Source organism: Cohnella candidum, from assembly GCF_003713065.1.
Lineage (GTDB): Bacteria > Bacillota > Bacilli > Paenibacillales > Paenibacillaceae > Cohnella > Cohnella candidum.
This window is the reverse complement of record NZ_CP033433.1, coordinates 1,091,316-1,114,910: the sequence shown is the minus strand read 5'-3', so window position 1 is coordinate 1,114,910 and position 23,595 is coordinate 1,091,316. Positions and strand designations below refer to the sequence as shown.

General features: G+C 58.8%; 26 protein-coding genes. All 26 read right to left on the bottom strand.

Annotated elements, in window-relative coordinates; translation table 11 throughout:
* Positions 1 to 28 precede the first annotated feature (28 nt).
* Positions 29 to 1,174, bottom strand: a complete 1,146-nt coding sequence (locus EAV92_RS05190; RefSeq protein WP_123040077.1) for a 1-deoxy-D-xylulose-5-phosphate reductoisomerase — start codon at positions 1,172 to 1,174, stop codon at positions 29 to 31.
* Between the two features lie 44 nt (positions 1,175 to 1,218).
* Positions 1,219 to 2,019, bottom strand: coding sequence for a phosphatidate cytidylyltransferase (locus EAV92_RS05185; RefSeq protein WP_123040076.1), 801 nt, complete (start codon positions 2,017 to 2,019; stop codon positions 1,219 to 1,221).
* A gap of 4 nt (positions 2,020 to 2,023) precedes the next feature.
* Positions 2,024 to 2,833 carry an isoprenyl transferase gene (locus EAV92_RS05180; protein WP_123040075.1) on the bottom strand — a complete coding sequence of 270 codons (810 nt, stop codon included), beginning with the start codon at positions 2,831 to 2,833 and terminating at the stop codon, positions 2,024 to 2,026.
* A gap of 72 nt (positions 2,834 to 2,905) precedes the next feature.
* A complete protein-coding gene (gene frr / locus EAV92_RS05175) occupies positions 2,906 to 3,460 on the bottom strand; it encodes a ribosome recycling factor (RefSeq protein ID WP_123040074.1) in 555 nt (184 codons plus the stop codon).
* Entirely contained in the window at positions 3,461 to 4,189 is a 729-nt protein-coding gene (gene pyrH / locus EAV92_RS05170) for a UMP kinase (RefSeq protein WP_123040073.1), read from the bottom strand.
* 74 nt (positions 4,190 to 4,263) lie between these two features.
* Positions 4,264 to 4,914 carry a translation elongation factor Ts gene (tsf, locus tag EAV92_RS05165; RefSeq protein ID WP_123040072.1) on the bottom strand — a complete coding sequence of 217 codons (651 nt, stop codon included), beginning with the start codon at positions 4,912 to 4,914 and terminating at the stop codon, positions 4,264 to 4,266.
* Positions 4,915 to 5,047: 133 nt separating this feature from the next.
* Positions 5,048 to 5,746 (bottom strand): 30S ribosomal protein S2, encoded by a 699-nt coding sequence (gene rpsB / locus EAV92_RS05160; RefSeq protein ID WP_123040071.1) that lies wholly within the window; start codon positions 5,744 to 5,746, stop codon positions 5,048 to 5,050.
* A gap of 457 nt (positions 5,747 to 6,203) precedes the next feature.
* Positions 6,204 to 6,749, bottom strand: a complete 546-nt coding sequence (locus EAV92_RS05155; RefSeq protein ID WP_123040070.1) for a hypothetical protein — start codon at positions 6,747 to 6,749, stop codon at positions 6,204 to 6,206.
* Positions 6,742 to 7,323 (bottom strand): DUF6115 domain-containing protein, encoded by a 582-nt coding sequence (locus EAV92_RS05150; RefSeq protein ID WP_123040069.1) that lies wholly within the window; start codon positions 7,321 to 7,323, stop codon positions 6,742 to 6,744. The genes EAV92_RS05155 and EAV92_RS05150 overlap by 8 nt, the downstream gene beginning before the upstream one ends.
* Before the next feature lie 36 nt (positions 7,324 to 7,359).
* Positions 7,360 to 7,677: a hypothetical protein gene (locus EAV92_RS05145; RefSeq protein ID WP_123040068.1), complete on the bottom strand. Its 318-nt coding sequence runs from the start codon at positions 7,675 to 7,677 to the stop codon at positions 7,360 to 7,362.
* Positions 7,678 to 7,711: 34 nt separating this feature from the next.
* Positions 7,712 to 9,133, bottom strand: a complete 1,422-nt coding sequence (locus tag EAV92_RS05140) for a DUF342 domain-containing protein (RefSeq protein WP_123040067.1) — start codon at positions 9,131 to 9,133, stop codon at positions 7,712 to 7,714.
* Between the two features lie 10 nt (positions 9,134 to 9,143).
* The gene (locus EAV92_RS05135; protein ID WP_123040066.1) at positions 9,144 to 9,932 is read right to left on the bottom strand and encodes a FliA/WhiG family RNA polymerase sigma factor; all 789 of its coding nucleotides are present in this window, start codon (positions 9,930 to 9,932) and stop codon (positions 9,144 to 9,146) included.
* Between the two features lie 16 nt (positions 9,933 to 9,948).
* The gene (locus EAV92_RS05130) at positions 9,949 to 10,359 is read right to left on the bottom strand and encodes a hypothetical protein (protein ID WP_123040065.1); all 411 of its coding nucleotides are present in this window, start codon (positions 10,357 to 10,359) and stop codon (positions 9,949 to 9,951) included.
* A gap of 1 nt (position 10,360) precedes the next feature.
* Positions 10,361 to 10,855 (bottom strand): chemotaxis protein CheD, encoded by a 495-nt coding sequence (locus tag EAV92_RS05125; protein ID WP_123040064.1) that lies wholly within the window; start codon positions 10,853 to 10,855, stop codon positions 10,361 to 10,363.
* Complete coding sequence (locus EAV92_RS05120) at positions 10,852 to 11,439, bottom strand: chemotaxis protein CheC (RefSeq protein ID WP_420888821.1); 588 nt, start codon at positions 11,437 to 11,439, stop codon at positions 10,852 to 10,854. Before EAV92_RS05120 ends, EAV92_RS05125 begins: the two co-directional genes overlap by 4 nt.
* A gap of 29 nt (positions 11,440 to 11,468) precedes the next feature.
* Positions 11,469 to 11,936 carry a chemotaxis protein CheW gene (locus tag EAV92_RS05115; RefSeq protein ID WP_123040062.1) on the bottom strand — a complete coding sequence of 156 codons (468 nt, stop codon included), beginning with the start codon at positions 11,934 to 11,936 and terminating at the stop codon, positions 11,469 to 11,471.
* Between the two features lie 30 nt (positions 11,937 to 11,966).
* Complete coding sequence (locus EAV92_RS05110; protein WP_123040061.1) at positions 11,967 to 14,009, bottom strand: chemotaxis protein CheA; 2,043 nt, start codon at positions 14,007 to 14,009, stop codon at positions 11,967 to 11,969.
* A gap of 43 nt (positions 14,010 to 14,052) precedes the next feature.
* Positions 14,053 to 15,558: a protein-glutamate methylesterase/protein-glutamine glutaminase gene (locus tag EAV92_RS05105; protein WP_123040060.1), complete on the bottom strand. Its 1,506-nt coding sequence runs from the start codon at positions 15,556 to 15,558 to the stop codon at positions 14,053 to 14,055.
* 72 nt (positions 15,559 to 15,630) lie between these two features.
* Positions 15,631 to 16,491: a MinD/ParA family protein gene (locus EAV92_RS05100; RefSeq protein ID WP_123040059.1), complete on the bottom strand. Its 861-nt coding sequence runs from the start codon at positions 16,489 to 16,491 to the stop codon at positions 15,631 to 15,633.
* Positions 16,484 to 17,929, bottom strand: a complete 1,446-nt coding sequence (gene flhF / locus EAV92_RS05095) for a flagellar biosynthesis GTPase FlhF (protein WP_123040058.1) — start codon at positions 17,927 to 17,929, stop codon at positions 16,484 to 16,486. Before flhF ends, EAV92_RS05100 begins: the two co-directional genes overlap by 8 nt.
* Complete coding sequence (gene flhA, locus EAV92_RS05090) at positions 17,926 to 19,959, bottom strand: flagellar biosynthesis protein FlhA (RefSeq protein WP_123040057.1); 2,034 nt, start codon at positions 19,957 to 19,959, stop codon at positions 17,926 to 17,928. Before flhA ends, flhF begins: the two co-directional genes overlap by 4 nt.
* Before the next feature lie 103 nt (positions 19,960 to 20,062).
* Positions 20,063 to 21,157 carry a flagellar biosynthesis protein FlhB gene (flhB, locus tag EAV92_RS05085; protein WP_123040056.1) on the bottom strand — a complete coding sequence of 365 codons (1,095 nt, stop codon included), beginning with the start codon at positions 21,155 to 21,157 and terminating at the stop codon, positions 20,063 to 20,065.
* Between the two features lie 33 nt (positions 21,158 to 21,190).
* Positions 21,191 to 21,967, bottom strand: a complete 777-nt coding sequence (gene fliR, locus EAV92_RS05080) for a flagellar biosynthetic protein FliR (protein WP_338134419.1) — start codon at positions 21,965 to 21,967, stop codon at positions 21,191 to 21,193.
* Positions 21,968 to 21,994: 27 nt separating this feature from the next.
* Positions 21,995 to 22,264, bottom strand: a complete 270-nt coding sequence (gene fliQ / locus EAV92_RS05075) for a flagellar biosynthesis protein FliQ (protein ID WP_123040054.1) — start codon at positions 22,262 to 22,264, stop codon at positions 21,995 to 21,997.
* A gap of 33 nt (positions 22,265 to 22,297) precedes the next feature.
* Entirely contained in the window at positions 22,298 to 23,002 is a 705-nt protein-coding gene (gene fliP / locus EAV92_RS05070; RefSeq protein WP_241158530.1) for a flagellar type III secretion system pore protein FliP, read from the bottom strand.
* Positions 23,003 to 23,040: 38 nt separating this feature from the next.
* Positions 23,041 to 23,589 carry a flagellar biosynthetic protein FliO gene (locus tag EAV92_RS05065; RefSeq protein WP_123040052.1) on the bottom strand — a complete coding sequence of 183 codons (549 nt, stop codon included), beginning with the start codon at positions 23,587 to 23,589 and terminating at the stop codon, positions 23,041 to 23,043.
* Positions 23,590 to 23,595 lie beyond the last annotated feature (6 nt).

Genomic DNA, 23,595 nt, shown 5'->3' with positions numbered 1-23,595 from the left:
GAGAATACGGACGGGACAAGAAGCGGTGTCAACCGCCGATGGAATCTGCTTCCAAACGGGCCCAGCGGTCGGCATCCAGGATCGCCTCCAAATCCGGCGATGGCGCGGCCGCATGGCGGCTAAGCACGGTTTCCACGATATCCTCGATCGCGAGGAACGGAATTTCCTTGCGCAGGAACCGGGCGACGGCGGTTTCGTTCGCCGCGTTGAACACGGCAGGCGCCGTACCGCCCGCGCGGCCGGCCTCGTAAGCGAGCCGCAGGCAAGGATAACGGCCGAAGTCCATCGGCCGGAAATGCAGCGCTCCCGCAGCCAGCAGGTCCAGCGGCGAAGCCGGCGATGGCCGCCGTTCCGGGTAGGTGAGCGCGTATTGGATCGGCACCCGCATGTCGGGGTTGCCCAGCTGCGCCATCACGCTCGTATCCTCGAACTCCACCATCGAATGGACGATGCTTTCCGGGTGGATCATGACGTCGATCCGGTCGTACGGGACGCCGAACAGCCAATGGGCTTCGATGACCTCGAGGCCTTTGTTCGCCATCGTCGCCGAGTCGATCGTCACTTTCGCGCCCATGCTCCAGTTCGGGTGCTTGAGGGCATCCTCTACCGTAACGTCCTTCAGTTGGTCCCGCGTTTTGTCGCGGAAGCTGCCTCCGGACGCCGTCAATATCAGGCGTTTGAGCGCTTTGCGGTCTTCCCCGTTCAGACATTGGAACAACGCGGAATGCTCGCTGTCCACCGGGAGGATCTTGACGCCTTTCTCGGCCGCCCGGCTCATGACGATATGGCCGCCGGTGACGAGCGTTTCCTTGTTCGCCAGGCCGATCGCGGCCCCGGCATCGATGGCCGCGAGCGTCGAGATGAGTCCGAGACTGCCGACGAGCGCGCAGACGACGTAATCCGCTCCCGCGTTCGCGGCGATTTCATTTAAGCCCTCTTCGCCGTGCAGCACGCGGGTACCCTCCGGGACGCGATGGCGGATGGAATCCGCAAGCTCCCGGGTGGCGACGGAGACGTAAGGCGGTCGGAACTTGGCGGCTTGCTCGAGCAGAAGCTCCACGTTCGTCCCGGCGCCCAGGCCGACGACTTCGTAAGCTTCCGGTTCCCGGGAGACGACGTCCAGCGTTTGCGTGCCGATCGAGCCCGTACTGCCGAGAATGGCGATTTTCTTCATGCGTCTATCTCCTTGCTATGTAACTTCAAAGCTTCAGCACTCAATTAGTTTACCGTCAGCAGTCCGAGCAGGTGGACCAAAGGAAATACGATCAGCCAGCTGTCGGTGCGATCCAGGATGCCTCCATGGCCGGGAAGCAATTGGCCGGAGTCCTTCACGCCCCGCCATCTCTTGTAGGCGGATTGGATGAGATCGCCGAGCTGTCCCGCCACGGCGGCGACTGCGCCGATCGCGGCGGCTTGCGCATATCCGAGCCACTCCGGCCGGCACCAGGCGAAGATGAGCCCGGCCACGATCGCCAGAACCAGGCCGCCGACGGATCCCTCGATCGTCTTGTTCGGACTGATGGCCGGCCAAAGCTTCGTCTTCCCGATCGCTTTGCCGACGAAATAAGCTCCGGCATCCGAAGACCAGATACAGACGAAGGTGATGGCCGACCAGAAGATGCCATGCGGCATTTCCCTCGTCGCGAGCATGTAATGAAAGCCCGTTCCAACGTATACCGCGCCGAGGAACAGCAGGGCGGCGTGTTCCAGGGTCGTTTTGTTTTTGCTGAATACGGTAGCCGACAACAGCAGGAACATGAGAATCCAGACAACCGTTTCGAATGAGGGCAAGTCGATCCCCCAGCCGTCGGGCAGCCGGGTCAGCGTGAGCAGCAAAACGCCGACGAATGCCGCAATGACATCCCATCTGGCCCAGGCTTGTCCGTTCAGCTTGACGTATTCGTGATAACCGATAAAGGCCATGACAAGCAGCAGGGCGGCATAATACCAGCCGCCGAGCCACAGCAATCCGGCGAAGGCGGCGCCAGCCACCACGCCGGTTACGATGCGTTGAACCATGGGGTCACAGTCCTCCGTAGCGGCGCGCGCGCCGCTGGTACTCGCGGACGGCGGCGAATAAATGTTGTTCGGTGAACTCCGGCCAATAAATGTCCGTGAACCAAAATTCGCTGTAAGCGAGCTGCCACAGCATGAAATTGCTTAAACGAAGCTCTCCGCTGGTGCGGATGAGCAAGTCCGGGTCGGGCAGGCCGGCCGTCAGCAGCCGTTTGCTAAACGCTTCATCGTCGATGGATTCGGGATCGAGCTCATGGCGGGCGGCTTCGCGCGCCAAGCTTCGGGCCGCCTCCACCATTTCGGCGCGGCTGCCGTAGTTAAGCGCGAAATTAAGAATGAGGCCCGTATTGCCTTCCGTCCTGCGGACGGCTTCGTTCACCGCGGCCAGCGTATGATCCGGAAGGCTGTCCAATTGGCCCATCATGCGCACCTGAACATTGTTCTCGATCAGCTCCTCGAGCTCGATGGAGAGGAATTCCTGCGGCAGCTTCATCAGGAATTCGACTTCGGCTTTCGGCCGTTTCCAGTTCTCCGTGGAAAATGCATACAGCGTGAGGACTTCCACTCCGATACGGTCGGCCGCTTTCGCGATCCTCTTGACCGCTTTCATGCCGTTGTGGTGGCCCGCGATCCGGGGAAGCCCCCGCGATTTCGCCCAGCGCCCGTTTCCGTCCATAATGACGGCGACGTGGCGGGGAATGTTGTCGCCCGACGGCACGGCGTCATCCGCCGATGCGTCCGGGCTGCCGGCGCCCTCCGGCCGGGCGGAACCGGATATGAGCTTGCGGAGCCAACCGCCGAACAAACGGCCGCTCATGGCTGTTCCCCCTTCGAGTGTCCTGACAAAAGAGAATAAACCCCACCTGTCGGAGGGGTTGATCCGTTAAGCTTACACTTCCATGATTTCTTTTTCTTTGGCGGCGAGGATTTTGTCCACTTCGGCGACGTAACGGTCGGTCAGCTTCTGGACGTCATCCTGGTGCCGTCTGGATTCGTCTTCGGAAATTTCGTCTTTTTCTTTCTTCTTGATGTCATCGTTGGCATCCCTGCGGATGTTGCGGATGGCCACCTTCGCTTCCTCGCCGAATTTTTTCGTTTCCTTGGCGAGATCTTTGCGGCGTTCCTCGGTGAGCGGCGGAATCACGATCCGGATGATCGTGCCGTCGTTGGCGGGATTGAGTCCGAGATCCGATTTAAGGATCGCTTTCTCGATCGCCGACAGGGCCGATTTGTCCCACGGCTGGATGACGAGCGTCCTGGAGTCCGGCGTCGTGATGGAGCCGAGCTGGTTGATCGGAGTGGGCTCACCGTAATACTCGGCGGTCACCCGCTCGAGCATGGCAGGGGATGCGCGTCCCGCGCGCAGAGTGGACAAGTCGCGTTTCAAGGCGCCGAGCGCCTTCTCCATCCGTTCTTCCGCGTCTTTTTTGATCGCTTGAGGCACTTAGTCTACACTCCCTTTTACGATCGTGCCGATCTTCTCGCCCATCACGGCACGTTTAATGTTACCTTTCTCGGTAATCGCGAACACGAGAAGAGGAATATTATTGTCCATGCACAGAGAAGAAGCCGTGGAATCCATGACGCCGAGGTTTTTGTTCAGCACGTCCATGTACGTGAGCTGATCGTATTTCTCCGCGGTCGCGTCCTTGAACGGGTCGGCGCTGTAGACGCCGTCCACTTTGTTTTTGGCCATCAGGATGACTTCCGCTTCGATCTCGGCGGCGCGCAGGGCGGCCGTCGTGTCGGTGGAGAAAAACGGGTTGCCGGTGCCGGCCGCGAAAATGACGACGCGCCCTTTCTCCAGGTGCCGGATCGCACGCCGGCGAATGTAAGGCTCGGCGATTTGCTGCATCGCGATCGACGTTTGCACGCGGCTGGGCACATCCATCTGTTCCAGCGCGTCCTGCAGGGCCAGCGAGTTCATGACGGTTGCCAGCATGCCCATGTAATCGGCCGTGGCACGGTCGATGCCCTTCTGGCTTCCGGCGATCCCCCGCCAAATGTTGCCGCCGCCGCAGACAATGGCGACTTCGACGCCGAGTTCGATGACTTCTTTCACTTGCTCGGCGATCGACAGGATGGTCGCCGCGTCGATCCCGTATCCGTTCGTGCCGGACAAAGACTCGCCGCTCACCTTGAGCACCACGCGTTTAAATACGGGACGTTCCAATTCCGTTACCTCCATCGTGTCGTGGGTTTAAAAAAGAGGGAACACAGGCGTGTTCCCGAAACGGCGATCGCTTATTACAGCTTCGCCTGGGCCATGACCTCTTCGACGAAGTTGTCTACTTTTTTCTCCAAGCCTTCGCCCAGTTCGAAACGGGCAAAGCGGCGGATGGAGATTTTCTCGCCGATGGCGGCGATTTTCTCGTTCAGCAGCGTCGTGATCGTTTTGTCCGGATCCTTCACGAACGCTTGCTCCAGCAAGCAGTTTTCTTCATAGTATTTGTTCATGCGGCCTTCGACCATTTTGTCGACGATTTTCTCCGGCTTGCCTTCGTTGAGGGCTTGGTTGCGGAGGATTTCCTTTTCCTTGTCGAGTTCCTCTTGGGAAACTTCTTCGCGGGCCAGGAATTTCGGGTTAGCCGCCGCGATTTGCATCGCGATGTCTTTCACGAAAGCGCGGAACTGCTCGGTTTTCGCAACGAAGTCGGTTTCGCAGTTGACTTCGACGAGAACGCCGATCCGGCCGCCGCCGTGGATGTAGGATTCGACGACGCCTTCCGTCGCGATGCGGTCGCCTTTCTTAGCTGCTGCCGCAAGGCCTTTCTCGCGAAGCAACTCGGCTGCTTTCGTCAGATCTCCGTTCGCTTCTTCCAACGCTTTTTTGCAATCGAGCATGCCCGCTCCGGTTCTTTCGCGAAGCGTTTTAACGTCTGCTGCATTGATAGCCAAGTGGATTCCCTCCTGATATTCGCGCTCTATGTAGCGTGCTCAAGCGCACGCTGAGCGACACTTATGTTTTTAAAAAAAGGGCGGTGAGAAGGTTCGCTTCTGACCACCCTTTGACTGTCTGTAATGGTTTCCCTTACGCCGTCGTTTCTTCGCCTTGGTGAGCTTCGACGATAGCGTCGGCCATTTTCGCCGTCAGCAGCTTAACGGCGCGGATAGCGTCGTCGTTGCCCGGGATGACGTAGTCGATCTCGTCAGGGTCGCAGTTCGTATCGACGATGCCGACGATCGGGATGCCGAGCTTGCGAGCTTCGGCGACCGCGATGCGCTCTTTGCGCGGGTCGATGATGAACAGCGCGTCCGGAAGTTTGCGCATGTTTTTGATGCCGCCCAGGAATTTCTCCAGGCGCTCTTTCTCCTTGCGGAGAAGGATGACTTCTTTCTTCGGCAGGACTTCGAACGTGCCGTCCTCTTCCCACTTGGCCAGTTGATGCAGACGGTCGGTCCGCTTCTGGATCGTGGAGAAGTTGGTCAGCGTGCCGCCGAGCCAGCGTTGGTTGATGTAGTACATGCCTGCGCGTTCCGCTTCGTCTTTCACGGAGTCTTGCGCTTGTTTCTTCGTGCCGACGAACAGCATCGTGCCGCCGTTTTCAGCCAGCTGGCGTACGAAATTGTAAGCCTCGTCGACTTTCTTGACCGTTTTTTGCAGGTCGATAATGTAAATGCCGTTCCGTTCCGTAAAGATGTACTTGTCCATTTTCGGGTTCCAACGACGAGTTTGGTGGCCGAAGTGTACCCCAGCTTCGAGAAGCTGCTTCATGGAAATTACTGCCATCTTCACTGCACCTCCTGATAAAATGGTTTTTTGTAGGTGAATCTCCTCCGCCGCTCGCATCTTTCGCCAAAACTCCCGGTGGAGGCATGCCTGCTTTGGGAGCACCGTTGACGAAATTGAACGACGTGTGTTTTTTCACACCGACAGATACTATACCATATCCGTCAGCCCTGCGCAATGCGGTATTTCCGCCTACCCCCTAGGGATATCGCCAACCCCCTAAGTCCCCCTTCCCCGGAAGGGGGATTCCGAGGCGCTGCGCCCTCTGGACACCCGCTCTTTGGCTTCTGGAGTTTACTAGTTACGACGTGGATAATGTGCTTTCGAGCGCCTTTGGGACGATTCTGGATACGTAAGACGCTCCGACCGTATTCGCATGATACGAGTTTTTCTGGGTGTTCGACCAAAAGAAAAACCTGTTGAGCGGCTCAACAGGATTCATGATACGGTGCTTCGATCACTTTTTGCGGGTGAGCTCGGCTATGATTTCTTTGTAGGTCGGTTTGCCTTTGAATTCAGCGGTGCCGACCTCCATTTTGCGGCTGATCGAACGGGCGGCTTCCGTGAAGTCGTCGGCGTCTTCGATGAGGCCGAGCGCTTGCAGGCTCAGCGCGACGGTCCGCAGGCTCATCCCGTTCGTGATGTAGAGCGCCTTGACGCTTTCGCCGCCCCCGTCAGATAGTGCAGAGCCCGCCGGAGAGGCGGAAGCAGACGGCGCAGGGGAAGCAGACGGAGACGCTTCTCCGGTCTGATTCGTCGCGGCGGCGTTACCCGGCTTTACGGCGGCAGCGCTGGACGGCGTCGGATCGGGCAGCTTGTTTTTGGCTTCCTCGAGCGCTTTGGCGACTTCGTCATCCAGTTGCTGCTGGGTGTAGGTTTTCGCCCCGTCCGCCACCATCATTTGCTGATCCTGATCCTTCGCGAACTGGATCAACTGCAGCATGCAGGCGCCGACGATAATGCCGATGCCGAAGCCCATCAGCCATTTACGGTGTTTACGCAAGCTGCTCTTCCTCCCGCCGCGCCAGTTGCAAAATCAATTGCACTTCGCCTTTGTTCATGCCCGCCGTTTTCGCGATTTGCTCGACGGACCGGCCTTTATCGTGGAGGGCGAGCAACTCCGCATAGCGGACCCGAATGGAAGTCGGCTGGAGCGCCTCCTCCTCCATCCGAGCTTCGACCGTGACGGACGGCGCGGGTTCGGGAGCCGCCGGCGGCTGTGCCGGTTCGGCTACCGCTTGCGCGCTCATTTGCGCGGCTGGCGCAGGGACCGGCTGCGCGGACGCTGCCGTAGCCGCCGCCGCGGCGGCGGCGCTCTGCTCGGCGACCGATTTCATTTGATGTTCCAGTTCGACGATTTGCTTGACGAGCCCCTTCACCTTATCATCCTGCTCCTGCTTGAACTTGGCGACGGCGTCCAGCAATTCGCGGTTTTCCGATTCCAAATCCTCGAGCAACCGATCATAGGCGGGATCGCTCCCTCCTTCGGCGCGGTCGTCCCGCGGACGTCCGGGCGAAAGCCACGAAAAACCGAAGACGGCCACCCCGAAAAGTACGACGCTTAACCACGGTGTCATGGTTTCCTGTGTCCCCTTTCCCGGCGGCGTTGATGTTTATCCCATGTAGTCGATATGTTTTCCCTTGTAAGGATGCTCGGAGCGGTTTCCCTGCTCCTGTTCCGAACCGCCGGACGGCTTTCTTCCTTGGCCCGGCTGCCTGTCCTGTCCCCTCTGCTGCCGATCCTTGATTTCCCCCTTGGCGGAGGATTCGGATTTGGTCATTCGCTGGGCTTGCTGTTCCGCGGTTTTGACGGTTTGCTGGGCCAGCATGGCTTGATCGGAGATGGGACGGTGTTGTTGCTGCTGGGCCAACGGCGTAAGCTCCGCCGTCCGTGGAAGCGAGGTTTGCAGATCGATCGATTTGTAGCTCACGGCCGATCTCCTCCCTTCAAGGGATAAAGTACGGTCAGTTGAACGGCACCATCGCGATGTCCCCGTCCATGAAGCGGAACGACACGCGCTGCACGCTGTCCTTCACGAACCGGGTGTACCGTCCGACGACGATTTTGGTGCCGCCGTAAATCGTGTGGGTGACGTCGACCCGGGATGAGGTCGCGTCTTCCAGCGTTTTCTCGATTTCCAGTACCCGTTCTTTGGCCGTTTGCATCTCTTCTACCGCTTGTTTCTTGGTGGCGGTCAATTTGACGCGAAGCGCCAGCTTATCAGGAGCCAATTGGCCGACGGCGGCCATCTGGTCAAGAAGGCTGAGCGCTTTCTCCGTTTTGTCCAGATTCTCCGACAGCCCGCGGAGCTGCTGGCGCAAATCCAGCAGTTCTTGGCGAAGCTCCGGCCGTACGCCCACTTCGACGGATGTAGCGGTCGACATCGTGTTGCCGATGACCCGGGCCGTCACTTTCTCCCCCGCCTGGACGATGCCCCCGACAAGCAGGCCTTTCGTGCCGACGCAGTCGACGTTGCGGCCGGCGCGGACGTTGGAGTGCATGATGCTCTGGCTCACTAAAATGTCTTCGCCCGCGTGGACGTTGCCTTCCAAGATGAACGAGCATTTCACGTTGCGGCCGGCTTTCACGTAACCCTTGTTGCTGCCGATGATGCCTCCGGAAATGTCGATGGAGCCTTCCGATTCGACTTCCGCGCCTTCGACGCCGCCGGTCACCCGGATGTCGCCGGAAGCTTTGACCCGGAATCCGGTCAAGATGTTGCCGCGGATGACGACCGTACCGACGAAATCGATGTTGCCGATATTGTAGTCGACGTCCCCGTTCACTTCGTAGACCGGGAAGACGTTGAGCTTTTCCTTCTCCGTTTTGGTGACGAGACCGTCGATCGCCGCGTACATCGCGGTTTTTTCGGGATTGACGACGACGTTTTTCCCGATTTTGAAATTCACTTCCTTGCCTTCCTTGCAAGACACGTCTTCCCCGGTTACCGCTTTTCCCGGTTTTCCGGGAACGGGGGGAACGCGTTCCGCGATCAGCTGCCCGGCTTTGACGTTGGCCAACTGGCTTACCTGCTTGAAGTCGACGCTGCCATCCTCGCGTTCGGACGGACGGTTGTTTTTGAGATCTTCCAGATCGTACAGGAGGCGAATGCTGCCGTCCAACCCGTTCGTGGGGGGCGTGCCGACGGCGACGGCGTTCTGGTTGAAAAAGAAGTCTTGCGGCCGTTGCGAGATCAAATAAAGCAGATCCTGCTGCAGCCCGAACTTGACTCCCTGGGAAGCGAGGTAGTCCTCCAAATCCCGCACCGTCAGCCTGACTTCGCCTTCCACTCTGCGGAAGATCAAATAGGCGTACATTTTATCCTCGGAAACCGTTACCTGAAGCAAGTCTTGGAGTTGCGTCGATTCATGGCCAGCCAAGAGCAGCGCCTCCTTATCATCCGTTGTGCAGCAGTTGTTCCTTTTGTTTGGCGAGCGCGCCCCGGAGCCTCAAAATCGCTTTCGAATGAAGCTGGGAGATCCGGGAGGGCGACAGGGACATCACCTCGGCGATTTCGCTTAACGAAAGGTCCTCGTAGTAAAACAAGGAGACGACCGTGCGTTCTTTTTCCGTCAATCGTTCCAAACCCTGCATGAGCGTCTCTTTCAAGTACGTCTCATGGACTTTGGATTCCGGATTCAGCGCCTTATCGTCAACGAGCAGCGACAATCGGGTCTCGGACTCTTCTTCCCGGATCGGATCCTCCAGGGAGCACACCGCCGCGACCGCCACTTCCTGCAGCATTTGCTGAAACTCTTTCTCGGTTATGTTCAGGTAGCCGCACACTTCCTCGTCCGTCGCCGAGCGGAGATGCCGCTGTTCCAGGACGGCGTATGCGTCTTCCATTTTTTTCGCTTTGTCACGAACCGATCGAGGAACCCAGTCCCCATGGCGCAGCCCGTCGATGATCGCGCCGCGAATGCGCCAAGAGGCGTAGGTTTCGAATTGCAACCCTCGCCGATAGTCGAATTTCTCGATGGCGTCGATAAGCCCCATGACGCCATGGCTGGCCAAATCGTCTTTGGTTACGTTTTTGGGCAAAGACGCGGCCATTCGGCTCGAAACATACTCCACTAACGGCAAATAATGCTCGATCAGCAGCTTTCTGGCGTCCGGATCGCCTGCTTCTTTCCAGCGCATCCACAAATCTTGGTGGGATAACCTGGATCGGGGTTGATCGACCATTAATGCTTCACCTTCCTTATTCGTCGGTCAGGCGGCGTATCGCCTGAACCACTTCCTCCGGATTGGGATTGTCCAGCGATACGAGCCGTTTAGGCTGCAAAGGCTGAAATCCGCTTACCGGGCTGTCTTTACCGTCGGACCATTGTTCCTTCAGCATTTCGCCCAAGGATTCTTCCTCGCCGGGGGTTACCAGGTCGAGGACGTTGCCGCGGTCTTCCTCGAGTTGCGTATCTCGATCGGGACGGGACGACGGGAGCAGCTGGGCGAGCACAAAACGTAAGGCGAACGTCAAAATGGCGAATGCGATGAAGGCGTAAACGGATCGAATGAGCGTAGTCAGCAGCGGGTTGTTTCCCAGCGAGATGAGAAAAGTCAAAGCCGCGCCAAACCCGCCGAACGCGGCATTCCAACGCCAGGAACCGATCATGCTAAATCTCCTTTACTCCGAACTGGACGCTCCGGATGGTGAAGATACCGGTTCCGCTGTCGATTTCCACCGTCCGGCCGTAATTCGCGCCGGTATCCTCGGCGAGAAGCGGGATACCGAACGATTCCAAAGCGAGCTTGGTCGATTCGACGTTGCGGGGGCCGATCCTCATCGAATCGCTGCCGCCGGCAAAGGCGAACATTTGGGCCCCTCCCGCCATTTTGGCGACCAAACGCTTCGGATCGGCTCCGATGGACTTCATGCGGCGGATCAGCTCCGGAAGCGCCGTATCCGCGTATTTCGCGATGTTGAGCTGCCCTTCGCGGGCGATTTCGGACGAAGGCAGCATGATGTGGGCCATCCCGGCCGCTTTCACGGCGGGATCGAAGAGCGTGACGCCGACGCATGAACCGAGCCCCGTCGTTTTCAGCACCGCTCCGCCGCTTGCGACGTTCAAATCTGCCATTCCGACTTTGACGATCGTGGATTCGGTCATTCCACCGGCACCCCAAGCGACCGGAACAGCTTTTCGAAAGACTCCGGATCCGGAATGAGGAAGAAGTGGCCTTCCGCCTCTTGATTGCCCTCCAGGAACGTCGTATCGATGAGCAGCGCGTCGTCGCCCATCGTTCCGAATTGGAGCAAACCGTAACTCAGAATCGCCCCGGCCATGTCGACGGCGATGGAAGGCACCGACGGCGACATGTAAAGCCCCGTCAAATCGCCGAGCGAAGACAAGTACGAACCGGCCAGAATGTTGCCGATTTCGCAGAGCGCGGAAAGCTCCATCTCTGTGTATTCGTCTTCTTCTCCGGCTTCGAACGAAAGCAAGCCCTGTAGGATGCGGCGGGCCGAATCCTTCGAAATGATGAAGAACATGTTCCCCGGAGCGTCTCCGTCCACCCGGAGGAAAATCGCCACCACGATGGCTTCCGAGCCGCCGACGCGCTCCGAGATTTCCTCGAACGGAAGCAGGCTGACCGTCGGAACCGCCATGTCCACGGGTTTGTTAAGCAGCCGGGACATGGCCGTCGCCGCATTGCCCGCCCCGATGTTGCCGACTTCGCGGAGCACGTCCATCTTAAAGTCGGCGTCGTTCTGGAACAGGCTCACGATTCGCTCCCGACGCGTTCCAGCTGGATGATCTCGGAACGATTCAGCACTTCCGCCAAGTGCAGCAAAATGAGCAGGCGGTTCTCGCCGACTTTGGCGACGCCGCTCAAATATTTGGCTTTCACGCCGCCGACGACTTCCGGAGGGGTTTCGATCGTGTCGCTCATGACGTCGAGAACGTCGTTCGCGGAATCCACGATGAAGCCGACCTCAAGCTCGTCCGCCGCAACGATGATGATCCGGGAATTGTCGGTCGGCTCCGTCTCGGGAAGGCCGAACCGCCCGCGAAGGTCGATGACCGGAATGACGACGCCTCTCAGGTTGATGACCCCTTTGACGAAAGGCGGGGTTTTCGGAACCCGGGTGATCGGGGACATCCGTTCGATCGTTTTGACCTTGTCGACCTCAATGCCGTATTCTTCGTGCGCCAACGTAAAGACAATGACTTTCAGCTCTTCTGCCATGCGTGCTCCTCCTCCGTTTGGGCTTCCTTCTTACTTGATCAAGGCGTTGGGGTCGATGATCAGGGCCACCTGGCCGTCACCGAGGATCGTCGCGCCGGAAACCATTTCCAGGTTGGTCATGTACTTGCCGAGCGTCTTGAGGACGATTTCGCTTTGACCGATGAACTCGTCTACCAGGACCGCGGCCAACTTGTCTCCCTTGCGGATGACGAGCATTTCGGTTTCCGTTTCCCCTTCGTCGCGGTAGTCCGGCGATTGCACCAGCTCCGCCAGCGAAACGACGGGAACGATCGACTGCCGGTATTCCACGATCCGAGTTCCGTGAAGGGTCCGGATGTCGGCCCGTTTGACGGTCGCCGTCTCAACGATGGAAGACAGCGGGAATGCGTATTTCTCGGAACCGAGCTTGATCAGCATGGCGGAAATGATGGACAGCGTCAGCGGCAGCTGAATCGAGAACTTCGTGCCTTTGCCGAGCGTCGAGGTGACGGAAACGTGACCGCCGAGCGACTCGATTTTGGATTTCACCACGTCGAGACCGACGCCGCGTCCGGAAATGTCGGAGACCTTGTCCGCCGTGCTGAAGCCCGCGGCGAAGATCAGCATGTTCACTTCGTCGTCGCCGAGCGTTTTGGCCGTTTCGGCGGTCAGCACGCCGCGTTTGATCGCGGTTTCGAGCACCTTGGCCCGGTTGATGCCGCGGCCGTCTTCCTCGATTTCGATGAACACGTGGTTGCCGCTGTGGTAAGCGCGAAGATGCACCGTGCCCGTCTCCGGCTTGCCGGCCTGAAGCCGGTCCGCGATCGGCTCCACGCCGTGGTCGACGGCGTTGCGGATCAAGTGGACCAGCGGGTCGCCGATCTCGTCGATAACCGTCCGGTCAAGCTCGGTTTCGGCGCCGGAAATGACCAAGTCCACTTTCTTGTCCAAGGAGCGGGCCAAGTCGCGCACCATGCGGGGGAACCGGTTAAAGACGCTGTCCACTGGCACCATGCGAAGCTTGAGCACGATGTTTTGCAGATCGCTGCTGACGCGGGCCATGTGTTCCACGGTTTCGGTCAGGTCGTTGCGCTTAACCTCCGAGGCCAGCTGTTCCAGCCGAACCCGGTCGATCAGCAGTTCGCTGAACAGGTTCATCAGAGAATCGAGGCGCTCGATGTCGACGCGGATCGTACGGGGAGCGGCGCTACCGGAAGCCGCCGCCGCAGGCCGTGGAGCCGCTGCGCCTTCGGCCGCAGGCGTTGCCGGAGCGGCCGGCGAAGCTGCCGCAGGGGCGGCGGTCGGTGCCGCTTCTTCCGGCGCACGGTTCATTTCCTCGATCGAGGACTTGTCCACCGCGGTCATCTGGACGGATTCGATCTCGGAGACGCGGGAAACTTGGTCCTTTAACGTCGCTTCGTCCGTTTTGGTAATGTAATAGACCGAGAAACTCCGTTCGAATTTCTCCTGCTCGATATCTTGGACGGACGGGTGCGATTTGACCACTTCCCCGTTCCGTTCCAGCACGTCGAACACCATATAGGCGCGAGCCGCTTTGAGCAGGCAATCCTCTCGGACCGTTACATCGATGTAATAGGCTTGGTGTCCGCTTTCCAGCGATTGGATCAACACGGACTGCTGATATTGGTCGAGCATAAGCGACGCGGAGGTTTCCGGCGCGGCGGGCTTGGCTGCCGCAACCGGAGCAGCGGCTTCGCCTTTGACGATCGCTTTGAGGCGGGTAACCAGATCGGCGACGTCGCGTTTGCCGGTTCCCCCGGCGACGACGTCTTGAACCATGCCTTCCAGCGCGTCCAGGCATTTGAACAGCGTATCGAAAATCGTACCGTTCATCGTAAGCTTGCTGTTCCGAACCAGATCGAGCACGTTTTCCATTTCATGCGTCAGGGAAGCGAGATCCTCGAATCCCATCGTCGCGGACATCCCTTTGAGGGTATGCGCGGAACGGAAAATGACCTGCACGATGTTGATGTCTTCCGGCTGCTGCTCCAGGCGGAGCATATTCTCGTTAAGGGATTGCAAATGATCGTTGGCTTCGTCGATGAAAATCGACATATACTGATTCATTTCCACTGGCCGGACACCTCCTGTTAGCGTCGACTGACTTGCCTGACTGTCATTTGATACGGGACCTTACTTCGCGTACGAGAACCGAAGCGATCTGAGGAAGCGGTACGACGTGCGAGACGGCCCCGAGCTCCACCGCGGAACGCGGCATTCCGTAGACGACGCAAGTCTCTTCCGATTCCGCGATGCGGGTTTCCGCCCCGTCTTCCTTCAGCGCCTTCATGCCCTTGGCCCCGTCGCTTCCCATGCCCGTCATGAGCACGGCATGTCGATTCAGCCCTCGATGTCCGACCAGCGATTCGAACAGCACGTCCACGCTCGGCATGTGCCCGCTTCGCGGTCCTTCCTCCGTCAGCTTGATCCGGTACTTCCCGGATGCCTCCTTGGCGACCGACATCTGCTTTCCGCCCGGGGCGATGTAAGCCGTGCCGGTCTCCAGCAGCTCGCCCTGCTCTGCCTCGCGCACTCGGATCGCGCTGAAGGAATCCAACCTCTGGGCCAGCGAGTGGGTGAACTTCGGCGGCATGTGCTGGACGACGAGAACCGGAGCTTCGAAATCTCCCGGCAGCTTCGTCAGCACTTCGTGCAGCGCGCGCGGACCTCCCGTCGAGGTCCCCAGCGCCACGATTTGGGTGAACGTGGACGACCTCTTGTTCGGCTTGGCCTCGTCCGGCCGATCCGGCGGATGTTGTGCCGGAGCCGGCAGTTTGGCCGGAGCTTTCTGCTCCGCGGGCGCCGCCGTAGACGTACGCGCCGCGTCGATCCGCGGGGGCTCCGGCTTGCGGAGCTTCTGCCCGGTTGACGGAGGTTCAGCCGGCTTGCGCGATTCTGCCGGCTTTGCCTGCCGCTCCGGCTTGGCGGCCGCTGCAGGCGGGCCGTTCTTGCGAAGATCCGCCGTTCGCTTCGCGCCGCCGGGTTCTGGCCTTATCGCGGGAGCGGCCGCCGGGGAAACGCCGGCCGCGGGTTCGTCCGGCGGTACCTTCTTTACCGCGCTGATCTTCGATTCGCTTAGAGTAGGAGCCTCGTCGCGTCCGCCGGGCGGTCCCTGCGGCCTTGCCTCCTCCCCGTCTTGCGAAAGCGGCGGCGTATCCGAATCCGTTTCACGCTCGGGCTTAAGCTCTACCGCCGGCAGCATCCGCCACGAGCCGCTGCGGATCGATTCCGCAGCGATTCGGAGCTTCTCGAGCAGGTAGTCGCTCACTTCTCCGATGTCCAAGTTTACGGAGCGATCCGGCTTTCGAACGAAGTCGAATGCCCCGTATTGAAGCGCCTTGATGGTCTCGCGGGTTCCATTGTCCGTCACCGCCGACAGCATGATGACGGGAATCGGATGCACCGACATGATCCGCTGCAAGGCCTCGAGACCGTTCATCCGCGGCATTTCCATATCCATCGTGATGATGTCCGGTTTCAGCTCGAAAGCGAGCCGGACCGCATCTTCCCCGTCGGAGGCCGTAGCCGCCACCGTGAAAGCATCGTCCGCGTTGACCATATCGCTGAGCACTCTGCGCATGAATTTGGAATCGTCGACGATCAATACGCGATGAACGGTCATTTCACTTGGCTCCTTTCGCGGCGGATTCGAAATGCCGGAGATCACTTTAAGATGAAGCGACGAAATGTCGGGTTAAGTCCACAGCCGTTTCATTCGCTGCAGGAAACCGGTCACGCCGCGCGGTTTCGCCCTTTCTTCATGCAGGAAGTTCGCGGCGATCCGATCGATTCCCCTTGTCGCAGCGCTGTCCGGGAAAGCCGACGTCAACGGCGTTTGCCGTTTGACCGCCTTGGACACGTTCGTATCGTCGGGGATGTAGCCCAGCACCGGCAGCTCGATTCCCAAATACTTGGCCGCCACCTGCTGGATGTTGTCGGCCGTCTGCTTGCCCTCCCGATCATCTCCCACCCGGTTGACGACGAGGCGGAACGGGACGTCGTTCCCCATCGACTTGACCATTTTGATGAGCGCGTAAGCGTCGGTGATGGACGTCGGTTCCGGCGTCGTCACGACGATCGTTTCTTCCGCGGCGAGGATGAACCGGAGCGTTTCCTTCGACAATCCGGCGCCGGTATCGAAGAGCAGGAAATCCACGTGCCCGTTCAGCAAGCCGACCTGCTCGGCGAAATATTCCAGCTCTTCTTCGGTGAGGCGGAGAAGCTCCTGGAATCCCGAACCGCCGGCGATGAATTGAAGTCCGCTCGGCGCAGTCTGGATGATCTCCCAGATCGTTTTTTCCCTCTTCAGCAAATGGAACAGATTGTATTGGGCAGGCGTTCCTAGCAGCACGTCGATGTTGGCCATTCCGATGTCCGCATCGAATACGAGCACGCTGTAACCCCGTTTCTGCAAGGCCATCGCGAAATTGAGGCTGAAGTTGGACTTCCCGACACCGCCTTTGCCGCTGGTGACGGTCACAATCCGCGTCGTGGTGATTTTGGGAAGCTCGCGCGTATGTACCAATTGCCGGAGCGCTTCTGCCTGATCATTCATGCGGCGGTTCCCCCAAAAGCTTGCGGACCCACTCTTCCGGTTCGAACGCTTTGATGTCGTCCGGAACGGTTTGTCCGCAGGTGATATACGAGATCGGGAAGGAGAAATCCCGAACCAGGTTGAGCATGGAGCCGTAGGTATCCGTCTCGTCCGCCTTCGTCAGCAGGACGCGGCGGATGCCGTACTTGGCGAACTGGGAGGCGATCGTTTTCATGTCCGCGTATTTATGGGTCAGGCTCAGGACGAGGAACGTTTCCGTCTTCTCTCCCGGAGCGAGCAAGCTGTTGACTTCGGAGACGAACAGTTCGTTCCGGTAGTTGCGTCCTGCCGTATCCATGAACAACAGGTCGCGGTCGGCCAGCTTCTTGTAGGCTCTGGCCAGTTCTCCCGGGGAAAACACCACCTCGAGAGGAACGTTGAGGATGTCGGCATAGGTCCGAAGCTGGTCTACCGCCGAGATCCGGTACGTGTCCGCCGTAATGAAGCCGACGGTCCGCCGGTGGGAGAACGCTTGGTCCGCGGCCAGCTTGGCGATCGTCGTCGTCTTGCCGACGCCCGTCGGACCGACGAAATGAACGATTCGAGTGCCTTGGCCGATCCCCTCACCGGCGTACGGCACGAGCCATGACCGGAGAACTTCCTTGGCGGCCTCATAGGCAGCGGCTTCGTCCGGTTCCCCTTGCTCGCTCAGCCGGTTCTTCACCTCTTCGGCGAACTGCTCGACGTGAGCCGGATCGACGCCTTGTTCGGCCAGCCGCCGGCTCCATTTGAGCACCGATTCGGGAAGGCTGCGGAACGTTTGCTGGCGAGCCATCTTGGCCATCATGTCCTTCATCGAACGCAGCTCTTGAAGCAGCGCGTTCGTCTCGGCGGCCTCGGCAGATTCTACCGGCTTCGGCGGTATGGTCGGCGCGGCCGGAAGGGACGTGACCGGCTCCACCGTAGGCACGGACTCTGCTGCGGCCGCTTTCTGCAGTTGCAACAAAGCGTCCGCGAACGATTTCGAGAGCGATTCCTCCTCTGCCGGCTCCGCGACGGCAAGACCGGCTGCTGAAGGCGCGGGCGCTACGGCGGGTGCCTGCGGCACCGGCGCTTCTGCCGCTCCGTTGCCCTTGGCGTAAAGGTTCCGGACGGCTTGCCCCGGCATCGGCACCCGGACATCCGCGAGCTCTTCCGCGGGACGCTGCGCCGCTCGGCGTTCCGGCTGCTGTGCAGGCGGCTTCGCAGCCGGACGTGCCGGCTGCGGACGCGGCGGCGATTTGCGGGAAGCCTCGTCCACGGCGGCGATCACTTCCACCTTCTTCTTGCGGAACATCCCCAGAAACCCGCCGGTGCGGATTTCTTTGGTGTTCAGGATCACCGCGTCGGAACCGAGTTCGTTGCGGATCATCTGCACCGCTTCCGGCAAGCCGTCGACCAGATATCGTTTTACCTTCATGCACTCACCACCCCAACGCTCTGCACTTCAATATTCGGCTCCAGTTCGCTGTAGGAGAGAACCGGAATGTCTTGCATGCTGCGCTCCAGCAATTGGCGCATGTACATGCGGATCGTCGGAGAAGTCAAAATGATCGGCTGCTGACCGGATTGCACGAGGCGGTTCACCTGCTCGGTCAGCTTCTGGTAAATCGATTGCGTGGAGACGGGGTCCATCGCCAAGTAGCTGCCTTGGTCGGATTGCTGGACGGCCTCCGCGATTTTCTTTTCCGTGTTCGGACTGATCGTAATGACCTTCAAAGGCTCGCTCGCCTGCGCGTATTGCTGCGTGATCTGGCGGGACAGGCTTTGGCGGACGTATTCGGTAAGCACTTCCGGGTCTTTGGTGTACTTGCCGTAATCGGCGAGCGTCTCGAAAATGGTCACCAAATCCCGAATGGAGATTTTCTCTTTCAGCAGCTTCGCGAGCACCTTCTGGACATCGCCCACGCCTACGATGGAAGGAATGAGCTCCTCCACGAGCGCCGGGTACGTTTCCTTGACGCTTTCGACAAGCGCCTTCGTTTCCTGGCGGCCGATCAGCTCGTGCGCGTGTTTCTTGATCACTTCCGTCAAATGCGTGGCGACGACGGAAGGCGGATCGACCACGGTGTATCCCGCGAGTTCGGCACGTTCCTTGGTCGCTTCGTCGATCCAGAGGGCCGGCAATCCGAACGCCGGCTCCTGGGTCTCGATACCCGCGACGGAATCGTCCTCGAACCCGGGACTCATGGCCAGGTAATGATGTAACAATAATTCGCCACGAGCCACCATATTTCCTTTCATTTTGATGACATATTCGTTCGGTTTTAGTTGAATATTGTCGCGAATTCGGATAACGGGGACGATCAAGCCCATTTCGAGGGCGCACTGTCGTCGAATCATGATGATCCGGTCCAGCAAATCTCCGCCCTGCTGCGTATCCGCCAAAGGAATGAGGCCGTAACCGAATTCGAACTCGATCGGATCGACCTGCAGCAGGCTGATGACGCTCTCGGGGCTGCGCACCTCTTCGATTTCCTTCTCTTCCACCATCAGCTGCTCTTCCTGCTTCCGCCGGTCGAGGTTTTTCTGCAGCCGGTAACCGGCGATGACGAGTATGAGCGCGTACGGCATGGTGGTGATGAACGGAATCGGCGTCGCCAGGCCGAGGAGGGCGACCGTGCCGGCGACGATATACAGCAGCCGCGGATACCGGAAGAGCTGGCTGGACATGTCGTGAGCCAAGTTGCCTTCCGATGCGGCGCGGGTCACGATGATACCGGTCGCGGTACTGATGAGCAATGCCGGGATCTGGCTGACCAATCCGTCACCGATCGACAGGACGGAATACGTGCTGAGGGCTTTCATGATGTCGAAGCCGTGGACGGCCATGCCGATGATGATGCCGCCGACCAGGTTGATCGTGACGATGATGATGCTGGCGATGGCATCCCCTTTAACGAACTTGCTCGCACCGTCCATCGCGCCGTAAAAATCGGATTCTTTCTCGATTTTCTCGCGGCGCTCGCGGGCTTGCTGTTCGTTGATCATGCCGGCGTTCAGGTCGGCGTCGATGCTCATCTGTTTGCCGGGCATCGCGTCCAAGGTGAAGCGGGCCGCAACCTCGGCCACCCGTTCCGAACCTTTGGTGATGACGATGAACTGTACGACGACGAGGATCAGAAAGACGACGAAGCCGATGGCCAGCTGGCCCCCGGCCACGAAGTTGCCGAACGTCTCGACGACGTGGCCGGCGTTCGCGTCCCTCAAGATCAATCGGGTCGTCGACACGTTCAGGGACAGCCGGAAAACGGTCGTAATCAGCAATAAAGTCGGAAAAATCGAAAAATGCAGCGCGTCGGTCGTGTTCATCGCGATCAGCAGGATCATGAGCGCCGTCGAAATGTTCAGCACGAGCAAGACGTCGAGCAGCCAGGTCGGGATCGGAACGACCATCATGAGGACGACGCCGATGATGCCGATCAAGATGCTGAGGTCCTTAAGTTTCATGTTCGATCCCTCCCCCATCAAGAATTGAAGTTTTTCACACCGGGGCCCCCGCAAAGTAATCGGAATAAGCTTCAGAGCTTAACGTCACTTTGTGGGGACGAAGTTACGCGCGACGGCGGCCTTTGAGGCGGTATACGTATGCCAGCACTTCCGCGACGGCTTGGAACAGGTCGCCGGGGATCGCGTCCCCGACTTCGGCCCGTTCGTACAGCGCGCGGGCGAGCGGCTTGTTTTCCATGATCACGACATCGTGTTTCTTGGCGATTTCCCGGATGCGAAGCGCCAAGTAGTCTTGGCCTTTCGCGACGATGACGGGCGCTTCCATCTTGGACCCGTCATATTGCAGCGCGACGGCGAAGTGGGTCGGGTTGGTGATGACCACGTCGGCCTTCGGCACTTCCTGCATCATGCGCATAAGCGCCATCCTGCGCTGCTTTTCCTTGATCTTGCCTTTGATCAGAGGATCGCCCTCCGAAAGCTTGTGCTCGTCCTTGATGTCCTGCTTGCTCATTTTCAAGCCTTTTTCGTATTCGTACCGGGAATAGAGATAATCGCCGATGGCGAGGACGAACAGTATCGCCGCGACGATCAAGCCCAATTGGACGATCAGCCTGGCGGTAAAAGCGAAAATGCCTCCGATCGGCACGTGCGCCAGATCCAGAAACTGCTGCTTTTTGGTCCAAAGCACCCAGTAAACGATCAAGCCGATAAGCGTCAGCTTGAGCATGCTTTTCAGCAATTCGATCACCGAGCGCAGCTTGAACATGTTCTTAAGGCCGGAGAGCGGATTCAGCTTCGACAGGCTCATCTTGAGAGGCTCCGTCGTGAACAGCCACCCGATCTGCACGTACGTCGAGGCGAACGCGATCAGAATGGCGACGATCAAGATCGGCGATAACAGGATCAAAATTTGCACCACATAATGGTAGAACAGCTGCAAGACGTTTTGGTCCGTGATGTCCATGTTCAAACGATGCAGGAAAATGTCCCCGAACAGCCTCAGGATCCGATCCTGGAAAAAAGGACCCAGCATGAGAAAACAACTGAGCACGCCAAGCAGGATGAGGGAACTGGAAATTTCGGCGCTTTTGGCGACCTGCCCCTTGTTGCGGGCATCCTGCCTCTTCTTGGGAGTCGCCTTTTCCGTTTTTTCGCCGGCGAACATCTGCAAATCGAGCCGGTGGCGAAAACGGGGCATGCGGCCCACCTCCCTTAGGTCATTCCGTATTCCTTAAGTCGCGTGATCCTTCAAAATCGACAACAGCTTGTTGATCGATCGGAACATGTCGTCGAACAGCATAGAGAACAATCCTCCGAAACCCGGGAGCAGTACGATCAACAACGCCAGGCCGACCAAAATTTTGACCGGGATGCCGATGACGAACACGTTGTACTGAGGTGCCGTTCTCGCCAGCAGCCCGAGCCCTACGTCCGTCAGGAGCATCGAGACGACGATCGGCGCCGAGATTTGCAAAGCCAGCATGAACGTGTCCGCGAACGTCCGGATCAGGAAATCCGAGACGCTGCCGTCCGCGATTCCTCCGAATAGCCCGTTGTCGAGCGGCAGCCAGCGGTAACTGTCCATGATGGCGGCGAGCAAATAATGATGCCCGTTCATCGACAGGAAGACGAGAATCGTCAGCATGTACTTCAAGTTCCCGAGCATCGGAGCCGATACGCCCGTCAGAGGGTCGACGATGTTCGCGATGCCGAACCCCATCTGCATATCCATAAGAGCGCCCGAGGTCTGGATCGCCGCGAAAAACAGGCTGGATACGTAGCCGATCAATAAACCGGCCAGCACTTCGCGGAACACGGCGAGTATATAAGTCGCGTCCGCCGTCACTTTGGTGTCGAAGCCGATCGTCAGGAAAACGATGACCGAGATGAAAAAGGCCAAGCCGATTTTCACTGTTCTCGGCACGTTGCGCGTTGAGAAGATCGGCGCCGAAACAAAAAACGCGCTAATTCGACAAAAAACAAGCAGAAAAGCAGGAAACACCTTCATGATCGCATCCGTTGTCAGCATGAGGCGTTATCCGATGTAGCTGGCCAAATTGCCCAACAGGCGGCTCGTGAAATCGACCATCACATTCAGGATCCAAGGGCCGAAAATGAGAATCGCCAGGAACACGGCCACGATTTTGGGGACGAAGGCCAGCGTTTGCTCCTGGATTTGCGTCGTGGCTTGGAAGATGCTGACGATCAAGCCGACGATCAAGCCCAGGCCCAGCATCGGGGCGCTGACTTTCAGGACGGTATACAGCGCTTGGCCGGCAAGGCCGATGACGAACTCCGAACTCATGGTTACCTCCCGCTTGACGTCAATCGCCAGGGATTAAGTATGGAAGCTGGTGAGCAGCGACCTGACGATCAAATACCAACCGTCGACCAATACGAAAAGCAAGATTTTGAAAGGCAGCGAGATCATGACCGGCGGCAGCATCATCATCCCCATGGCCATCAAGGTACTGGCGACGACCATATCGATGACGAGGAAAGGAATGAAGATCATGAAGCCCATTTGGAAGGCCGTTTTCAATTCGCTCAGCGCATACGACGGAATGAGGACCGTAATCGGAATGTCTTGAAACGTCTTCGGTTTTTCCGTTTTGGTGTAGTTCAGGAACAGCAGGAGGTCTTTCTCCCTCGTATGCTTGTACATGAACTCCTTCATCGGAACGGACGCTTTCTGCAGCGCCTCGGTTTGGCTGATTTGGTTTTTCAAATAAGGCTGCAAGGCGTCCTTGTTCACTTGCGACAACGTCGGCGACATGATGAACAGCGTCAGGAACAGCGCAAGACCGATCAGCACTTGGTTCGGGGGCATTTGCTGCGTCCCGAGCGACGTCCGCACGAAGCCGAGCACGATGACGATCCGGGTAAAGCTGGTCATCATGACCAGAATCGCCGGAGCCAAGCTGAGCACCGTGATGAGCATCAGCAGCGACAACGCCGACGCTCCGACCGGCTGGGAGCCGTCGCCTAAGGTGACCCCGACGATCGGCTCCGCGTACGCGGAACCTTCAAAGCCGAAAAACATCGCCGACAAGGATAAAATGCCGATCCATAATCTTTTCTTCATGGGTTGCCCGACCGATCTTCGTAAGGTTTATCCTCCAGCAGATCTTCCGCCCGCTGGCGCCTCTCCGCCAACTGGCGAAGCCGGTTTTCCAGCGTCCGCTCGAAGCTTTGGCCGAAATCCGCGCCCTCGGCCGGATTGCCGCCGGCCTGAGGTTGATTTTTCCGGCTCCATTTGCGGAGCCAATCGGGCAGCTGGGCTGCCGACGATTCCGCCTGCGTATCGTGTTCCGCGAGCAGCGCGGCCACCGTCTCGGGATCGGTGATCGCCTCGATGAGCGAGACGTCTTCTCCGACGCCGAGCACGTAGATCCGGCCGTTCCACTCCACGATCTGCATCGATTTGTTCGTTCCGAGCGGGAATCCGCCGAGCGAACGGAGAGAGCGGTTCGTCCCCCATCCCCGGTTGCGTTTGGCCAGAAAGCGGAGCAGCAAGATGATGAGTCCGACGATGACGGCCAGCACGAACAGGATCCACAGAAGATCCCAGACGGAGCCGGCCGGGTTCGCGTCCGCGAAATCGTCAGCCGCGTAAGGTAAACCTTTCATGCCTTT

Coding starts and splice junctions, on each gene's coding strand:
- EAV92_RS05190 (WP_123040077.1), bottom strand. CDS start 1,174: ATGAAGAAAATCGCCATTCTCGGCAGTACGGGCTCGATCGGCACGCAA.
- EAV92_RS05185 (WP_123040076.1), bottom strand. CDS start 2,019: ATGGTTCAACGCATCGTAACCGGCGTGGTGGCTGGCGCCGCCTTCGCC.
- EAV92_RS05180 (WP_123040075.1), bottom strand. CDS start 2,833: ATGAGCGGCCGTTTGTTCGGCGGTTGGCTCCGCAAGCTCATATCCGGT.
- rpsB (WP_123040071.1), bottom strand. CDS start 5,746: ATGGCAGTAATTTCCATGAAGCAGCTTCTCGAAGCTGGGGTACACTTC.
- EAV92_RS05150 (WP_123040069.1), bottom strand. CDS start 7,323: ATGACACCGTGGTTAAGCGTCGTACTTTTCGGGGTGGCCGTCTTCGGT.
- EAV92_RS05135 (WP_123040066.1), bottom strand. CDS start 9,932: ATGGTCGATCAACCCCGATCCAGGTTATCCCACCAAGATTTGTGGATG.
- EAV92_RS05130 (WP_123040065.1), bottom strand. CDS start 10,359: ATGATCGGTTCCTGGCGTTGGAATGCCGCGTTCGGCGGGTTTGGCGCG.
- EAV92_RS05125 (WP_123040064.1), bottom strand. CDS start 10,855: ATGACCGAATCCACGATCGTCAAAGTCGGAATGGCAGATTTGAACGTC.
- EAV92_RS05120 (WP_420888821.1), bottom strand. CDS start 11,439: ATGGACGTGCTCCGCGAAGTCGGCAACATCGGGGCGGGCAATGCGGCG.
- EAV92_RS05115 (WP_123040062.1), bottom strand. CDS start 11,936: ATGGCAGAAGAGCTGAAAGTCATTGTCTTTACGTTGGCGCACGAAGAA.
- EAV92_RS05105 (WP_123040060.1), bottom strand. CDS start 15,558: ATGACCGTTCATCGCGTATTGATCGTCGACGATTCCAAATTCATGCGC.
- EAV92_RS05100 (WP_123040059.1), bottom strand. CDS start 16,491: ATGAATGATCAGGCAGAAGCGCTCCGGCAATTGGTACATACGCGCGAG.
- flhF (WP_123040058.1), bottom strand. CDS start 17,929: ATGAAGGTAAAACGATATCTGGTCGACGGCTTGCCGGAAGCGGTGCAG.
- flhA (WP_123040057.1), bottom strand. CDS start 19,959: ATGAAACTTAAGGACCTCAGCATCTTGATCGGCATCATCGGCGTCGTC.
- flhB (WP_123040056.1), bottom strand. CDS start 21,157: ATGCCCCGTTTTCGCCACCGGCTCGATTTGCAGATGTTCGCCGGCGAA.
- fliR (WP_338134419.1), bottom strand. CDS start 21,967: ATGAAGGTGTTTCCTGCTTTTCTGCTTGTTTTTTGTCGAATTAGCGCG.
- fliQ (WP_123040054.1), bottom strand. CDS start 22,264: ATGAGTTCGGAGTTCGTCATCGGCCTTGCCGGCCAAGCGCTGTATACC.
- fliP (WP_241158530.1), bottom strand. CDS start 23,002: ATGTTTTTCGGCTTTGAAGGTTCCGCGTACGCGGAGCCGATCGTCGGG.
- EAV92_RS05065 (WP_123040052.1), bottom strand. CDS start 23,589: ATGAAAGGTTTACCTTACGCGGCTGACGATTTCGCGGACGCGAACCCG.